The following is a 16,738-nucleotide window of genomic DNA, read 5'->3' on the forward strand; positions in this document are numbered from 1 at the left end:
CAGGCGTATCAGCCTTGGGTCAGGGTAGCCACGGCGCGCTCGAAGCGGTCCAGGCCTTCATCGATATCGGCATCTTCCACTACCAGGCTTGGCGCGAAGCGAACCACGTCCGGGCCGGCCTGCAGCACCATCACGCCTTCCTTTTCGGCGGCATTGAGTACGTCCTTGGCCTTGCCCTGCCAGGCTTCGGTCAGCACGCAGCCCAGCAGCAGGCCAACGCCGCGCACTTGGCTGAACAGGCTGTACTTCTGGCCGATCTGCTCCAGGCGGGTTTTGAAACGCGCGTGCTTGGCCTTGATGCCAGCCAGGGTTTCAGGGGTGTTGACCACGTCCAGTACCGCGCAAGCAACGGCGCAGCCCAGTGGGTTGCCGCCGTAGGTGGTGCCGTGGGTACCGACAGCCAGGTGCTTGGCCAGCTCGCTGGTGGTCAGCATGGCGCCGATCGGGAAACCACCGCCCAGGCTCTTGGCGCTGGTCAGGATGTCCGGGGTCACGCCGAAGTGCTGGTAGGCATACAGCGAGCCGGTACGGCCTACGCCGGTCTGCACTTCGTCGAAGATCAGCAGGGCGTTGTGCTCGTCACACAGCTTGCGCGCGCCTTCCAGGTAGGCCTTGTCGGCCGGCACCACGCCGCTTTCGCCCTGGATCGGCTCGATCACCACGGCGCAGGTCTTGTCGGAAATCTGTGCCTTCAGCGCTTCCAGGTCGTTGTAGGGCACGTGGCTGATGCCAGTGATCTTCGGGCCGAAACCATCGGAGTACTTCGGCTGGCCGCCGACACTGACGGTAAACAGGGTACGGCCGTGGAAGCTGTTCACGGTGGCGATGATTTCGTGCTTTTCCGGGCCGAAGCGGTCATGGGCAACGCGACGGGCCAGCTTGAAGGCGGCCTCGTTGGACTCGGCACCGGAGTTGCAGAAGAACGCACGGTCGGCAAAGGTGGCGTCCACCAGCTTGTGCGCCAGGCGCAGGGCCGGCTCGTTGGTGAATACGTTGGAGACGTGCCAGAGGGTGTTGGCCTGCTCGGTCAGGGCCTTGACCAGTGCCGGGTGGCAGTGGCCCAATGCATTCACCGCGATGCCGCCGGCAAAGTCGATCAGCTCGCGACCCGACTGGTCCCAGACACGGGAACCCTCGCCTCGCACAGGAATGAAGGCCGCCGGAGAATAATTGGGGACCATGACCTGGTCGAAATCGGCACGTTGCACCGGGGCTTGCTCAACGGACATCTGATGAGTCTCCTGAAGAGGAACGCTGGCCTGGAAGTGGCGAGCGATGGGGGGATTGTAAGGACTGATCCGCGCCTGTCCTTGCGGCCAAGCGACAACTTGTTACAGCGCAAAACCCAGTTTTGACAAGGCTTTCGGCAATGCGACAAACACTGTCGCAATCGCGCAGTGTACGGGAGAGCGGGAGCTGGGTGAACGGGTGTTCACAGGCAAAGTGGAGAGGGTCGCGGGTGTGAGGCGTTGTTTTTGTGTTGTGCCGCATATCGAGCGCCGCCCGCGTGGCGCTCGATTTCCGCCCTCCCGAAAGCTCAGCCTTTTTCAGCCGGCGCCGAGCTCAACTCAAACGGGCTGCTGCTGCGTCGCTGATTACGGTCTTCCCGCGGCGTCGCACCAAAGAAATTGCGATACGCACTGGAGAAATGCGGCCCCGAGGAGAAACCACAGGACAAGCCAATCTGGATGATCGATTTGCTGGTCTGCATCAGCATCTGACGCGCCTTGTTCAGCCGCAGCTCCAGGTAGTACTGACTAGGCACGCGGTTCAGGTACTGCTTGAAGATGCGCTCCAGCTGCCGGCGCGAAACGCACACGTGCTGGGCAATTTCGTCGGTGGTCAGCGGCTCTTCGATGTTGGCTTCCATCAGCAACACCGCCTGGGTCAGCTTGGGATGGCTGGAGCCCAGGCGATTCTGCAGCGGAATGCGCTGGCGCTCGCCGCCTTCGCGGATACGCTCGACAACCAGCTCCTCCGACACCGCACCGGCCAGCTCCGCGCCATGGTCGCGCGCCAGCACTGCCAACAGCAGGTCGGTCACGGCCATGCCGCCGCAAGCCGTCGGGCGGTCACGATCCCAGTCAAACAGGTGACTGGTGGCGATGACCTTGGGGAAGCGCTCGGCAAAGTCATCCTGCCAGCGCCAATGCACGGCCGCCCGATAACCGTCGAGCAGGCCCAGCATCGCCAGCGGATACACCCCGGCAGACAGCCCGCCGATCATGCAGCCACTGCGTGCCAGCTGCTTGAGCGCCGCCGACAATGCAGCACCCACCGCCACAGGCGGCTCGTCAGCCAGCAGGAACAATTTGTGGTAACCCTCCAGGCGGCCGTTCCACGGCTCGCCCGGCAAACGCCAGGCACCTTCCTGCGCAGGCTCGGCCTGCAGGAAGGCCATTTCGTAGACGACATCCGGATGCACCCGCTGCGCCACCTGCAACACCTCCTCGGCCAGCGCCAGGGTCAAAGGCCTGGTGCTGGGCCAGATGAGAAAACCGATTCGCTGGGTGCTCATAGGGTACGGTCCGAAACCTGAGGTCGTTCGAGTCTGTGCGCCGGGTCAGGCTGCGCTCGCCGCGCAGCATGCCCTATTCTGGTGCAAAAATGCAGCTTTTACTTCAGGCTGCCCGAAAGGAACTGCTTCAAGCGCTCCGACTGCGGGTTGGCCAGTACTTCGCGCGGGCAGCCGGTTTCTTCCACCAGGCCCTTGTGCAGGAACACCAACTGGTTGGACACCTCGCGGGCAAAACCCATTTCGTGGGTGACCACGACCATGGTTCGACCTTCCTGCGCCAACGCCTGCATCACCTTCAGCACATCGCCGACCAGCTCCGGGTCGAGCGCCGAGGTCGGCTCGTCGAACAGCATGACCTCCGGCTCCATGGCCAGCGCACGGGCAATTGCCACACGTTGTTGCTCACCACCGGACATGTGCCCCGGGAAGGCATCCTTGCGATGGGCAACACCCACCTTGGCCAGGTAATGCTCGGCCTTTTCCAGGGCTTCCTTCTTGTTCACGCCCAGGACATGCACCGGCGCTTCGATGATGTTTTCAAGTGCAGTCATGTGCGACCACAGGTTGAAGTGCTGGAACACCATCGACAGACGCGAGCGCATACGCTGCAGCTGGCGCGGGTCGGCAGCCTTCAGCGCGCCGTCCTTGCCGGCGACCAGCTTCAGTTCTTCGTTGTTGAGCAGGATCTTGCCGGCGTGCGGCTGCTCCAGCAGGTTGATGCAGCGCAGGAAGGTCGACTTGCCCGAACCACTGGAGCCGATGATGCTGATGACGTCGCCGGCCTTGGCCGCCAGCGACACGCCCTTGAGCACTTCGTGGCTGCCATAGCGCTTGTGCAGGTCTTGGACTTCGAGTTTGTACATGCTGTCGATTCTCACAAAGCGGTCAGTGCTTGCGCGGCGCCAGGTAGCCGAGCCAGCGGCGTTCGGCCATCTTGAACAGGCGCACCAGGATGAAGGTCAGGCACAGGTAGAACACGCCCGCCGTGATATAGGCCTCGAAAGGCAGGTAGTACTGGGCATTGACCGTGCGCGCTGCACCGGTGATGTCGATCAGGGTAACGATCGACGCCAGGCTGGTGGTCTGCAGCATCATGATCACTTCGTTGCTGTACTGCGGCAGCGCCCGGCGCAGGGCCGATGGCAGCAAGATGCGGCGGTACATCTTCATGCGCGACATGCCCATGGCCTTGGCCGCCTCGATTTCGCCGTGCGGCGTGGCCTTCAGGCTGCCGGCAATGATCTCGGCGGTGTAGGCACTGGTGTTGATGCCGAACGCCAGGCAAGCGCAGAAGGTGGCGCTGGACAGCAGCGGCCAGAATACGCTTGCCCGCACAGCCTCGAACTGGGCCAGGCCATAGTAGATCAGGAACAGCTGCACCAGCATTGGCGTACCGCGAATCACGTAGGTGTACAGCCATGCGGTCATGTTGACCAGCGGCTGCTTGGACACCCGCATCAGGCCCAGCGGTATGGCCGCCAACAGGCCGAAAAACAGCGAAATCGCCAGCAGCTTGAGGGTGGTCAGCAGGCCGCCGAAGTACAGCGGCAGCGCCTCCCAGACGACGTTGTAGTCGAAAATCATAGTTCAGCCACCTTGACGCCCACCGAGTAGCGGCGCTCCAGATACTTCAGCGCCAGCAACGAGACACTGGTCAGCACCAGGTACAGCGCCGCCACAGCCAGGAAGAAGGTGAAAGGCTCGCGGGTGGCGTCGGCCGCCTGCTTGGCCTTGAACATCATGTCCTGCAGGCCGACGACCGAGATCAACGCAGTGGCCTTGGTCAGTACCAGCCAGTTGTTGGTGAACCCCGGAATCGCCAGGCGAATCATTTGCGGCACCTGGATGCGGAAGAACACCTGCCGCGGGCTCATGCCATAGGCCACGCCGGCTTCGGCCTGGCCCTTGGGGATGCCCAGGAAAGCGCCACGGAAGGTTTCCGACAGGTAGGCGCCAAAGATGAAGCCCAGGGTACCGATGCCCGCGATCAGTGGGTTCAGGTCAATGTAGTCTTCGTAGCCGAGCAGCGGTGCCACCCGGTTGATGATGTCTTGCCCGCCGTAGAAGATCAGCAGGATCAGGACCAGGTCCGGAATGCCACGGATCACCGTGGAATACAGGTCGCCCAGCCAGGCCAGCCAGCGCACCGGCGACAAGCGCAGCGCCACACCGATCAGGCCGAGCACGATGGCCAGGGCCATCGACGACAGGGCGAGCTGCAGCGTCAGCCACGCCCCGTCGAGGATGACTGCCCCGTAGCCTTTCAACATGATGAGGTCCTCGACCTAGAGAATGAAAAATGGTGCAAACCTCAGAGCCTCTGCTGTTTGCACCATTGCACAGGTGAAACCCGACGTCTTAGTTCGAGTCTGGACCGTAGATGTCGAAGTTGAAGTACTTCTTCTCGATTTCTTTGTACTTGCCGTTGGCACGGATGGCGTCGATGGCCGCGTTGATGCGATCGACGTTGGCCTTGTCGCCTTTGCGCACGGCAATGCCGATGCCGTCACCAAAGTACTTGGCGTCGGTGAAGGCCGGGCCTACGAAGGCGAAGCCCTTGCCGGCGTCGGTCTTGAGGAAGCCGTCTTCCAGCAAGGTGGCGTCAGCGACGGTGCCATCGAGGCGGCCGGCTGCCACATCCAGGTAGATTTCGTTCTGAGTACCGTAAGGAACAACGGTGGCACCCTTGGCACCCAGCACTTCCTTGGCGAAGCGGTCGTGGATCGAACCGCGCTGCACACCGATCTTCTTGCCCTTGAGTTCATCCAGGCTGTCGCTGACGCTGGTGCCGTCCTTCATCACCAGGCGTGCCGGGGTCAGGTAGTAGCGCTTGGTGAAGTCGACCGATTTCTTGCGGTCTTCGGTGATCGACATGGACGACAGAATGGCGTCGATCTTGCGCACTTTCAGCGCCGGGATCAGGCCATCGAATTCCTGCTCGACCCAAGTGCACTTGGCTTTCATCTCTTCGCACAGGGCGTTGCCGATGTCGTAGTCGAAGCCGGCGATGCTGCCGTCAGGTTGCTTGAAGGCGAAGGGTGGGTAGGCAGCCTCGATGCCGATTTTCAGCGGCTTTTCATCGGCGTGCGATACCAGGGAAAACACGGACAGCGCCAGGGCGCCAAGCAGTGCAAGCTTCTTCATCAGGTAACTCCATCGGTACGGGGCAATACAAGGCAGGTAACGGCTGCCCAATATGCGAATGAGTACAACGCGAGCCGCGCAGGGTTCGACCAAGGCCGCATACCACGAGCGAGTGAGTGGCATTTTAACGACAGCCCGGTAGTCGATATTTCTTCAAAGCGACAACTACTTACAGAAGCGCCTGAAACCGCTGCGGGCGATGTTGACAGCCATTGCAAAATATGCAAAAGCGCAAGAAATAGAACCTATAGACCTAGCAATTCCTGGGCCTATTATTGGCAAAGCCTTGAACTACGGCAAGTGCAGCGTGCTGCGTTGCACAAAATGGCTTCAGGAATGCACCGAAACGGGGTGGAATTGTTTCCTGAAGCCCCGATAGTGTGCAGGGGCGGTGACAGAACGGTTACCGATGATTGTCGGGTAACAGTAAAGCAAAAACCCCGCCGGTTGCCCGGGCGGGGTTCATGGACTGCATCAACCTTTACGGAATCGTATGCGACGCGGCGGTCACGCCGAAGCCAGGTTCATGGCCTTGTGGGTGTCGATCAGGTGCTGCACCACACCCGGGTCAGCCAGGGTCGAGATGTCGCCCAGCGCATCGTACTCACCCGTGGCGATCTTGCGCAGGATACGGCGCATGATCTTGCCCGAACGGGTCTTCGGCAACCCCGGCGCCCACTGGATCACGTCCGGCGAAGCGATGGGGCCGATCTCCTTGCGCACCCAGTTCTTCAGCTCCAGGCGCAACTGCTCGTTGGCCTCTACACCGGCATTCAGGGTGACGTACACATAGATACCCTGCCCCTTGATGTCGTGCGGCACACCCACTACCGCAGCCTCGGCCACCTTCGCGTGGGCCACCATCGCGCTCTCTATCTCCGCAGTGCCCATGCGGTGGCCGGAGACGTTGAGCACGTCATCCACACGCCCAGTGATCCAGTAGTAGCCATCTTCGTCGCGGCGCGCACCGTCGCCGGTGAAGTACATGCCACGGAAGGTCTTGAAGTAGGTATCGACGAAACGGTCGTGGTCGCCGTACAACGAACGCGACTGGCCCGGCCACGAGTCGAGGATCACCAAATTGCCCTCGGCAGCACCATCGATCAGGTTGCCCAGGTTGTCCACCAGCGCCGGCACCACACCGAAGAACGGGCGAGTCGCCGAGCCCGGCTTCAGCGCCGTGGCCCCCGGCAGCGGGCTGATCAGTACGCCGCCGGTCTCGGTCTGCCACCAGGTGTCGACGATCGGGCAACGCTCCTTGCCCACGGTCTTGTAGTACCAGTTCCACGCCTCAGGGTTGATCGGCTCACCCACAGAGCCCAGCAGGCGCAAGCTGGAGCCATCAGCCCCCTCAACAGCAGCCTGCCCTTCGGCCATCATGGCGCGGATGGCGGTTGGCGCGGTGTAGAGGATATTGACCTTGTGCTTGTCGACGATCTTCGACACGCGGGTGATGTCCGGGTAGTTCGGCACCCCCTCGAACAGCAGCGTGGTGGCGCCGTTGGCCAGCGGGCCGTAGACGATATAGCTGTGGCCGGTGACCCAACCCACGTCGGCGGTGCACCAGTACACCTCGCCCGGGCGGTAGTCGAATACGCGCTCATGGGTCAGCGCGGCATACACGAGGTAACCGCCGGTGGTGTGCAGCACACCCTTGGGCTTGCCGGTCGAGCCAGAGGTATACAGGATGAACAGTGCTTCCTCGGCACCCATTTCTTTCGGTGCGCAGTGACTGGAGGCCACTTTCATCAGGTCTTCGTACCAGATGTCGCGATGCTGGTGCCAGGCAATGTCACCACCGGTGCGCTTGCACACGATGATCTTCTGCACACTGTTGGTTTCAGGGTTGGTCAGCGCCAGGTCGACATTGCCCTTGAGCGGGGTACGACGACCACCGCGCAGGCCTTCGTCGGCAGTGATCACCACCTTGGACTTGCAGTCGATGATACGGCCGGCCAGCGCCTCGGGCGAGAAGCCGCCGAACACCACCGAGTGGATCGCACCGATACGGGCACAGGCCAGCATGGCGACCACGGCTTCGGGGATCATCGGCATATAGATGGTGACCACGTCGCCGCGGTGTACGTCCTGGCCACGCAGGGCGTTGGCAAACTTGCAGACCTGCTCGTGCAGCTCGCGGTAGGTGATGTTGCGGTGTTCGGAAGGGTCATCGCCTTCCCAGATGATGGCCAACTGGTCGCCGCGCTCTTCGAGATGACGGTCCAGGCAGTTGGAGGAGACGTTCAGAGTGCCGTCGGCGAACCATTTGATATCGACGTGGTGGTCGTCGAAGGAGGTCTGCTTGACCTTGGTGAACGGCTTGATCCAGTCGATACGCTGGGCCTGCTCGCGCCAGAAGCCGTCCGGGTTGATCACCGATTGCTGGTACATGGCCTTGTAGGTGGCCTCGTCGGTCAGGGTAGTGGCCGCAACCTCGGGACGAACGGGATACAGTGGAGCCGCACTCATCTGTGTTACCTCGGTGTAATAGTTGTTTTTGTATGGAACCGTTTGTAACTGTACCAGAGCGACAAAAGCCATTCGACGTTGGTAGTAATTTGGCACGACCGTCCCGGCAAAGCGCTCTGGCATGCGCATTACAGCCCGCACAGAAAGAAACCGACCGGCATTGACAGAGGATTGTTACAGATTCTGCCAAAACACTTTATCAAAACACCCACTGTTTCAGCCTTGTGCACAGCCCTAAAATTCACCTCGCCAGCAACGGCAAGGCGATTAACAACTGGTAACAGCCCCCACGAAGGCACACGTTAATCTCCCTCTCATTCCGATAGTTAAAACTTGCAGTACTCGCGGCGCCATAAGCGCCGCGTGCCCCCTCACGACCTTAGACAGGTAAATAGAAAATGAAAGCTTTACTGGTATTGGTACTTGGCAGTCTTTGCGGCGCGGCGATGGCCGGCGAAGCCAAAGATGCCGAGCAGATTCCGGTTGAACAATACAGTTACTCGCAGCACCTGGACATTGCCCGCGTCATCTCGATGAGCGAAGTGCCCAATGTGTGCGAAGTCGTGCCAGCGCGCATGACCTACGAGGACTCCCAGGGCCAGAAGCACATTCTCGAATACCGCGTGATGGGGAACGGCTGCTCTAACGGCTGATACCTTGGAATCGGGGGCCCTGCGGGCCCCTATCGCGACACAAGGCCGCTCCCACAGGTAATGCGCTCAGCCAGAGCACAGCGTATTACCTGTGGGAGCGGCCTTGTGTCGCGAAAGGACTGCAACGCAGCCCCAGGTTCTTTGCCCAACAACTAATCCGCCGACTTGTTAAGCGAGTAATCCCTCAACTTGTTGGCAATTGTCGTGTGCGAAACACCCAGTCTTTTGCCCAAGGCCCGACTACTGGGAAACTCACCTATCAAACTTTCCAGCACCGCCTTTTCAAAGCGCCCTACTATCTGCGAAAGATCCCCTTCCAGCGAAAACTCACCCAACGGTTGCCGCACGCCATAATCCGGCAAGCGGATATGCTCGCTTTTAACCACGCCGCCGTCACATAACGAAACCGCCTGGAACAAAACGTTTTCCAACTGCCTCACATTACCTGGCCAGTGGTACTGCCCAAGTTTGTCCATTGCCGCCGGTGCCAGGCGCGGCATGGCGCAGCCAATCTGTCGACTGGCCTGATCGAGAAAATGCTGCACCAACCCCTCCAGACCATCCATGCATTCGCGCAAAGGCGGAATGTGCAGCGACAGTACATTGAGCCGGTGATACAGGTCCTGGCGAAACTCGCCACGGGCACACAACTCGGACAAATCCACCTGGGTTGCACAAATCACCCGCACGTCCAGGTACACCTCTTCGTCGCTGCCAACCCGGCGGAAGCAACCGTCCTGCAGAAAACGCAGCAGCTTGACCTGCAGGCGCGGGCTCATTTCCCCTACCCCGTCGAGAAACAGCGTGCCACCGGCGGTCAGCTCCAGCAGCCCGAGCTTGCCCTCCGCCCGCGCCCCTTCAAAAGCCCCAGGGCCATAACCGAACAACTCGGTCTCGGCCATCGACTCGGGCAAGCCGGCGCAGTTCAGTGCCATCAACGGCGACTGCCCACGCGGGCTGGCCAGATGGCAGGCGCGCGCCAGCAACTCCTTGCCGGTGCCGGTCTCACCCTCGATCAGCAACGGTGCATCCAGCGGTGCCATGCGCCGCGCTTCGCGCACCACGGCCGCCATGACGCGCGAACTCTGGAAAATACTGTCAAAGCCCCGCAGCTCCTGCTTGCGCACGTTGTAGATGCGCTCGCCGATACGGTCGGCACGGTGCAGGGTAAGCACGGCGCCGGCCAGCGCCTCGCTTTCGTCATGCTCGGACTGCAAGGGCGCGATATCGGCCAGAAATACATCGCCCTTCACCTTGATACGCAGGCCATTGATGCGCGACTTGTTGGCGCGCACCAGTTCCGGCAGGTCGAAGTCCTCGACATAGCGTGCCAGCGGCATACCTGGCACCTCGTCCACCCGCACCCCCAGCAGCTGCGCAGCGGCGCGGTTAGCCGCGACGATGCTGCCACCCATGTCGATCGACAGCACCGGGAAGTCCAGCGCCCCTAACAGTGCATTGAGCTCCATGTGACGGCGTTCACTGGGCATCAGACCCACACGCTTGACGCCGAACACGCCGGCTATGGCCTCGAACTTCGGCCGCAATGCCTGGAATTGCAGGTTGATCAGGTTGGGGCAGTGCAAATAGATCGCATTGCCATGGTCACCGCCCACCTCGCCACGCAGCACGTTGATGCCGTACTCCACCAGCAAGTTGAGGATGTCGCGCAGGATGCCAATGCGGTTCTGGCAGTGCACTTTGATACGCATGAGGGGCTCTCGCAGCGCCAATGTTTTTCAACACCGCGCAGAAAATTCGTAAAGATAAGCTGACAAAAACAGCGAAAACGCCAGCCAGATGCCCAGGATTTTCCGACACCTGGGCAAGTTTGTAAAATTATCGTTACAAAAATGAGCCTGTCGCGCCCTGCCGACCGTTGCCAGCCTCGTGCAAAACAGCCAGCGGAGGGATATTCCTTAGGTATGTCCTGCACATAACAAGAAAAGCCCTCACCAGGAGAGCCTTATGAAACAGACGCAATACGTGGCTCGCGAGCCCGATGCGCATGGTTTTATCGACTACTCGCAGCAAGAGCATGCGGTATGGAACACCCTGATCACCCGCCAGTTGAAAGTGATCGAAGGCCGCGCGTGCCAGGAATACCTGGACGGCATCGACCAGCTGAAACTGCCCCATGACCGCATTCCGCAACTGGGCGAGGTCAACAAGGTACTGGGCGCCACGACCGGCTGGCAGGTTGCCCGAGTACCGGCGCTGATCCCCTTCCAGACCTTCTTCGAACTGCTGGCCAGCAAGCGCTTCCCGGTCGCCACCTTCATCCGCACCCCGGAGGAGCTCGACTACCTGCAAGAGCCGGACATCTTCCACGAAATCTTTGGCCACTGCCCGCTGCTGACCAACCCATGGTTTGCCGAATTTACCCACACCTACGGCAAGCTCGGCCTGGCCGCGACCAAGGAACAGCGCGTGTACCTGGCGCGCCTGTACTGGATGACCATCGAGTTCGGCCTGATGGAAACCACCCAAGGCCGCAAGATCTACGGTGGCGGCATCCTCTCGTCGCCGAAGGAGACCGTCTACAGTCTGTCTGGCGAACCCGAGCACCAGGCCTTCGACCCGATCGAAGCCATGCGTACGCCGTACCGCATCGACATCCTGCAGCCACTGTACTTCGTACTGCCGAACATGAAACGCCTGTTCGACCTCGCCCACGAAGACATCATGGGCATGGTCCACAAGGCCATGCAGCTGGGGCTGCACGCACCGAAATTTCCACCCAAGGTCGCCGCCTGAGCGACCTTGCCGATAACAACTCGAACCGGAAAAGATCTCATGAATGCCTTGAACCAAGCCCATTGCGAAGCCTGCCGCGCAGACGCCCCGAAAGTCACTGACGAAGAGCTGGCTGTACTGATTCGCGAAATTCCGGATTGGAACATCGAAGTACGTGACGGCCACATGGAGCTGGAGCGCGTGTTCCTGTTCAAGAACTTCAAGCACGCCCTGGCCTTCACCAATGCCGTGGGCGAAATCGCCGAGGCCGAAGGCCACCACCCAGGGCTGCTGACCGAGTGGGGCAAGGTCACCGTGACCTGGTGGAGCCACTCGATCAAAGGCCTGCACCGCAATGATTTCATCATGTGCGCCCGCACTGACAAGCTCGCGGAAGCCGCTGAAGGCCGTAAGTAAGCACCGAGATCAAGGGGCCAGATGGCCCCTTTTTTCATGGGGGAAATGTGCGCTGTTCGCCCGTAAAACCGACAAGCGAACGGGAAAAAACCCAAACTGTCATTCAGACTTGTGTATCCTGCCCCAGCTTTGCGAAGCTTCCAACGCGCCTGGCGCAGACTTTTCAATCACACTTGCGAGGAACGACGAGATGCATGAGATCCCGAATCTTCCCTTCCCAAGCCTGAACCCAGAAGAGCCAACCGTGACCGTTCACGCCGAACCGGCAGCTGCCGTCGAGCAGGATGGTGACGATCAACCCAGCGCTGACCAGGAATAACTGCGCATCCCCCGACTGTGTGAAAACGGCTGACCTGCGGGCCACCCCCGTCATCACGTTTTCACACCGTCCAGAACTCTCGTAGGCCCCCATGCCCGACTCACCGCGCCCCCTTGCGGTCACCCTGCAAGTCGTCTCCATCGTCCTTTTCACCTTTATTGGCTACCTGAACATCGGTATCCCGCTGGCCGTGCTGCCTGGCTATGTGCACAACGACCTAGGTTTCAGCGCCGTGGTCGCCGGGCTGGTGATCAGCGTGCAATACCTGGCCACCCTGCTCAGCCGCCCTACCGCCAGCCGCATCATTGACAACCACGGCAGCAAGAAAGCCGTGATGTACGGCCTCGCCGGCTGCGGCCTCAGCGGGGTGTTCATGCTGGCGTGCGCCTTTCTCACGCATATGCCGTGGCTGAGCCTGGCCTGCCTGCTGCTCGGCCGCCTGGTGCTGGGGAGTGCCGAAAGCCTGGTGGGCGCGGGCTCCATCGGCTGGGGTATCGGCCGAGTGGGAGCGGCCCACACGGCCAAGGTCATCTCCTGGAACGGCATTGCCAGCTACGGCGCACTGGCCGTCGGCGCCCCGCTGGGCGTACTGATGGTCAAGGCCCTGGGGCTTTGGAGCATGGGCGTGAGCATCATTCTGCTGTGCATGCTTGGCCTGCTGCTGGCCTGGCCCAAGCAGGCCGCACCCATCGTCAGCGGCGTACGCCTGCCGTTCTTGCGGGTGTTGGGCAAGGTGTTTCCGCACGGCTCGGGACTCGCACTGGGCTCGATCGGCTTTGGCACCATAGCCACCTTCATTACCTTGTACTACGCCAGCCGAGGCTGGGCCAATGCCGCACTGACACTCAGCCTGTTTGGTGCCAGTTTCATCAGCGCGCGCCTGCTGTTCGGCAACCTGATCAACCGGATTGGTGGCTTCAGGGTGGCGATCGCTTGCCTGTCGGTTGAAACACTAGGCTTGTTGATGCTGTGGCTGGCGCCCAGCAGCGAGCTGGCGCTGGCGGGCGCAGCACTGAGTGGGTTTGGTTTCTCGCTGGTGTTTCCGGCACTGGGCGTGGAAGCAGTTAACCAGGTATCAGCGGCCAACCGCGGGGCGGCGGTGGGTGCTTATTCACTGTTTGTCGATTTGTCGCTAGGAGTGACCGGGCCGCTGGTGGGCGCGGTGGCGGCGGGGTTCGGGTTCGCTTCGATGTTTCTGTTCGCGGCCGCTGCGGCGGCTTGCGGGCTGGTTCTGAGCCTCTATCTGTACAGGCAGGCGCGGCGGCACAGAGATCGGGTACAAGAACCCTGAGGCTTGTGTTGCCCGCGCTCGCCCTATCGCCCCAGCAGGGACCGCATCCATCAAGACTGACGCGGTCCGCGTGGAAGCAACAGTCTTGCTCGATTTCTAGAATCCAGCGCAATCCCTGTGGGAGCGGGTTTACCCGTGAATGGGCTGCCAAGCAGCCCACCAAGGGCCTAGCGCCGGGCGTACTGCAAGACCACCTCAAGCGGGTGGCGCATTTTGCGCTCGGTCATGCGCTTGACCTGGCTGCGGCATGAATAGCCCGTGGCCAGCGGCTCGCCTTCCTTGTCCAGCTTGGTCGCCCAGCTCTGCTCGAAGATGGTCCGCGAGGTTTCCTGGTTGCGCGCTTCATGCCCATAGGTACCGGACATCCCGCAGCAGCCGGTGGCTTCGGTAACCAGCTTCAACCCCAAGCGGGCAAACACCTGCTCCCACTGACGGGTGCTGGCCGGCACGTTGGTCTTCTCGGTGCAGTGCGCCATCAGGCGGAAGTTGCCCGGCGCGGTAGGCGCCTGTTCGGGCAGCACATCCATCAGCCACTCCTGCGGCAACAGCACCTGCGGGCAACCTTCCAGGCCTGGCACCTTCTGGTACTCCTGTCGGTACACCAGGGTCATGGCAGGGTCCAGGCCCACCAGCGGCACGCCGCAATCCGCCAGGGCCTTGAGCTGGGTGGCATTGCGGATCGCGGCCTTGGCGAACGCACCGAGGAAGCCCTGCACGTGCAGCGGCTTGCCGTTGGCGCTATACGGTGCCAGGAATACCCGGTGGCCCAGGCGATGGGCCAGGTCGATGAAGGCCGACAGTAGCGGCGTTTCGAAGTAACGGGTGAAGGCGTCCTGCACCAACACGATACTGCGCTCGCGCTGGGCAGGGGTCAGCTCACGCAGCGCCGGCACCGTGGCCACGCCAACGCGGCAGCGGGCCAGGGTGGCCTGGAAGTTGAAACGGCTGATCAGCGGGCTATCGACCATGCCGACCTTGTCAGCCAGCAGCTGGCTCACCCACTTCGACCCCATCACTGCGTTATACAGGCCTGGCGCGTGCGCCAGGTAGGGGATGGTGAACTCCAGCGAGCCGATCAGGTAGTCGCGCAGCGGGCGCTGGTAGCGGCCGTGGTACAGCTCGAGGAAGCGCGAGCGGAAGTCTGGCACGTTGACCTTGATGGGGCATTGCCCGGCGCACGACTTGCACGCCAGGCAGCCGGCCATGGCATCGTACACCTCATGGGAGAAATCAGCCTGGCCCTGGTTACGTGCGCGATTGTTGCGCAGGCGTGCCGGCAGCCCCTTGAGCCACGACACCTTGTTGCGCGCCGCAGCCAGAACGTCGATGTTCGCTTCGCCCTGCAGGCGCAGCCACTCGCGCATCAACGAGGCACGCCCCTTGGGCGAATGCTGGCGTTCACGGGTGGCCTTCCACGACGGGCACATGGCATCGTTGGGGTCGTAGTTGTAGCAGGCACCGTTGCCGTTGCAGTGCACGGCGCTAGGGAAGTCCTGCCACACACGCTCGTCGATGGTGCGGTCGAGGTCACCGCGCAGGGTTACGCCATCGACCTTGGTCAGGCCTTCGGAGCTGTCCGGTGGGGTGCAGATCTTGCCCGGGTTGAGCTGGTTATGCGGGTCGAAGGCGCCTTTCAGGCGCTGCAACGCCGGGTACAGTTCACCGAAATACTCCGGCACATATTCCGAACGCAAACCCTTGCCGTGCTCGCCCCACAGCAGGCCGCCGTAACTTTTGGTAAGCGCCGCCACGGCGTCGGAAATCGGCTTGACCAGTGCGGCCTGGGCCGGGTCTTTCATATCAAGCGCCGGGCGCACGTGGAGCACGCCGGCATCGACGTGGCCAAACATGCCGTAGGCCAGGCCATACCCATCGAGCAGCGCGCGGAAGTCGGCAATGTAGTCGGCCAGTTGCTCCGGTGGTACAGCCGTGTCCTCGACGAAAGGCTGCGGGCGCACTTCGCCCTCGACGTTGCCCAGCAGGCCCACCGAACGCTTGCGCATGGTGTAGACGCGGGTGACCGCCTCAGCGCCCTCGGCCAGGGTGTGGCCCAGGCGCTCGACACTGGTGTCGTTCTGCAGGTGCTGGATGAACGCTTGCACCTTGGCATTGACCTCGGCTGGCTCGTCACCACAGAACTCCACCAGGTTGATACCCAGGGTCGGGCGCTCAGGGTCGGCCGGGAAATACTCGGCAACGCTGTGCCAGACGATGTCTTTCATCGCCAGCATCAGCACCTTGGAGTCGACCGTCTCGATCGACAGCGGCTTGTGCGCCATCAGCGCATTGGCGTCACGCAGGGCATCCATGAAACTGGTGTAGCGCACGTTCACCAGCACCGCATACTTGGGGATCGGCAGCACGTTGAGCTTGGCTTCGACCACGTAACCCAGCGAGCCCTCGGCACCACACAGCACACTGTTGAGGTTGAAGCGGCCCTGCTCATCGCGCAGGTGCGCCAGGTCGTAGCCGGTCAGGCAACGGTTGAGCTTGGGGAAGGTGGTCTCGATCAGCTCGGCCTGGGTTTCCTGGATGTCCCGCGCCATGCGGTACACCTCGCCAACCCGGCCAGGCGCGGCGCAGGCCTGCTCCAGTGCGGCATCGTCGATCGGCAGGCTGTGCAGGCGCTCGCCACCGAGCAGCACGCTGTGCAGCTCCAGCACGTGGTCGCGGGTCTTGCCGTAGGTGCAACTGCCCTGCCCGCTGGCGTCGGTGTTGATCATGCCGCCGACGGTGGCACGGTTGGAGGTGGAGAGCTCAGGCGCGAAGAACAACCCGTGTGGCTTGAGCGCAGCGTTGAGCTGGTCCTTGACGGTACCTGCCTGCACCCGCACCCAACGTTCCTCGACGTTGATTTCGAGAATGTTGTTCATGTGGCGCGACAGGTCGACGACGATGCCGTCGGTCAGCGACTGGCCATTGGTACCGGTACCGCCGCCGCGCGGGGTCAACTTGACCTCCCTGAAGCGTGGCTCGCCCATCAGCGTGGCGACCCGCGCCACGTCGTCGGCATCCAGCGGGAACACCGCTGCCTGTGGCAGGCGCTGATAGATCGAGTTATCGGTGGCCAGCACCGTACGGGTGGCATAGTCGGCACTGATCTGCCCACGGAAGCCGCTATGGCGCAGGGCTTCAAGGAATTCGGGGTAGTTGGCGCTCGGTGCAACGGTCGACAGCTGGGCGATCATCGA

The 16,738-nt window shown here is 61.8% G+C and carries 14 protein-coding genes; 5 read left to right on the forward strand and 9 right to left on the reverse strand.

Annotated features, from left to right (window positions below; genetic code table 11):
* Positions 1-8: 8 nt before the first annotated feature.
* The 7 genes from DMX11_RS05980 to acs form a co-directional block, all read right to left on the reverse strand.
* On the reverse strand, positions 9-1,229 hold the full coding sequence (locus tag DMX11_RS05980) for an aspartate aminotransferase family protein (RefSeq protein ID WP_110743655.1): 1,221 nt from the start codon (positions 1,227-1,229) through the stop codon (positions 9-11).
* 308 nt (positions 1,230-1,537) lie between these two features.
* Positions 1,538-2,518, reverse strand: coding sequence for a transcriptional regulator ArgR (gene argR, locus DMX11_RS05985; RefSeq protein ID WP_110743656.1), 981 nt, complete (start codon positions 2,516-2,518; stop codon positions 1,538-1,540).
* 98 nt (positions 2,519-2,616) lie between these two features.
* Positions 2,617-3,381: an ABC transporter ATP-binding protein gene (locus DMX11_RS05990; protein WP_016711851.1), complete on the reverse strand. Its 765-nt coding sequence runs from the start codon at positions 3,379-3,381 to the stop codon at positions 2,617-2,619.
* Positions 3,382-3,403: 22 nt separating this feature from the next.
* Positions 3,404-4,102 carry an ABC transporter permease gene (locus DMX11_RS05995; protein ID WP_110743657.1) on the reverse strand — a complete coding sequence of 233 codons (699 nt, stop codon included), beginning with the start codon at positions 4,100-4,102 and terminating at the stop codon, positions 3,404-3,406.
* Complete coding sequence (locus DMX11_RS06000) at positions 4,099-4,788, reverse strand: ABC transporter permease (RefSeq protein ID WP_003254523.1); 690 nt, start codon at positions 4,786-4,788, stop codon at positions 4,099-4,101. Before DMX11_RS06000 ends, DMX11_RS05995 begins: the two co-directional genes overlap by 4 nt.
* 88 nt (positions 4,789-4,876) lie before the next feature.
* Entirely contained in the window at positions 4,877-5,662 is a 786-nt protein-coding gene (locus tag DMX11_RS06005; protein ID WP_110743658.1) for an ABC transporter substrate-binding protein, read from the reverse strand.
* Positions 5,663-6,169: 507 nt separating this feature from the next.
* On the reverse strand, positions 6,170-8,131 hold the full coding sequence (gene acs / locus DMX11_RS06010; RefSeq protein WP_110743659.1) for an acetate--CoA ligase: 1,962 nt from the start codon (positions 8,129-8,131) through the stop codon (positions 6,170-6,172).
* Between the two features lie 398 nt (positions 8,132-8,529).
* Here acs and DMX11_RS06015 point away from each other — a divergent pair, with 398 nt between their 5' ends.
* Positions 8,530-8,784, forward strand: coding sequence for a DUF2790 domain-containing protein (locus tag DMX11_RS06015; RefSeq protein ID WP_003254526.1), 255 nt, complete (start codon positions 8,530-8,532; stop codon positions 8,782-8,784).
* Positions 8,785-8,936: 152 nt separating this feature from the next.
* Here DMX11_RS06015 and DMX11_RS06020 read toward each other — a convergent pair whose 3' ends face one another.
* Positions 8,937-10,496, reverse strand: a complete 1,560-nt coding sequence (locus DMX11_RS06020; protein WP_110743660.1) for a sigma-54-dependent transcriptional regulator — start codon at positions 10,494-10,496, stop codon at positions 8,937-8,939.
* 256 nt (positions 10,497-10,752) lie between these two features.
* Here DMX11_RS06020 and phhA point away from each other — a divergent pair, with 256 nt between their 5' ends.
* From phhA to DMX11_RS06035, 4 genes are all read left to right on the forward strand, one after another.
* Positions 10,753-11,541 (forward strand): phenylalanine 4-monooxygenase, encoded by a 789-nt coding sequence (gene phhA / locus DMX11_RS06025; protein ID WP_110743661.1) that lies wholly within the window; start codon positions 10,753-10,755, stop codon positions 11,539-11,541.
* Positions 11,542-11,580: 39 nt separating this feature from the next.
* Positions 11,581-11,937, forward strand: coding sequence for a 4a-hydroxytetrahydrobiopterin dehydratase (locus DMX11_RS06030; RefSeq protein WP_110743662.1), 357 nt, complete (start codon positions 11,581-11,583; stop codon positions 11,935-11,937).
* Between the two features lie 190 nt (positions 11,938-12,127).
* Positions 12,128-12,256: a hypothetical protein gene (locus tag DMX11_RS26165; protein WP_256590512.1), complete on the forward strand. Its 129-nt coding sequence runs from the start codon at positions 12,128-12,130 to the stop codon at positions 12,254-12,256.
* Positions 12,257-12,347: 91 nt separating this feature from the next.
* The gene (locus DMX11_RS06035) at positions 12,348-13,547 is read left to right on the forward strand and encodes an MFS transporter (RefSeq protein WP_110743663.1); all 1,200 of its coding nucleotides are present in this window, start codon (positions 12,348-12,350) and stop codon (positions 13,545-13,547) included.
* A 167-nt stretch (positions 13,548-13,714) separates the two neighbouring features.
* Here the strand turns inward: DMX11_RS06035 and DMX11_RS06040 are convergent, their stop codons facing one another.
* Complete coding sequence (locus DMX11_RS06040; RefSeq protein ID WP_110743664.1) at positions 13,715-16,735, reverse strand: FAD-binding and (Fe-S)-binding domain-containing protein; 3,021 nt, start codon at positions 16,733-16,735, stop codon at positions 13,715-13,717.
* Positions 16,736-16,738: the final 3 nt, after the last annotated feature.

This window comes from Pseudomonas sp. LB-090624 (assembly GCF_003205205.1).
Taxonomy (GTDB): Bacteria; Pseudomonadota; Gammaproteobacteria; order Pseudomonadales; family Pseudomonadaceae; genus Aquipseudomonas.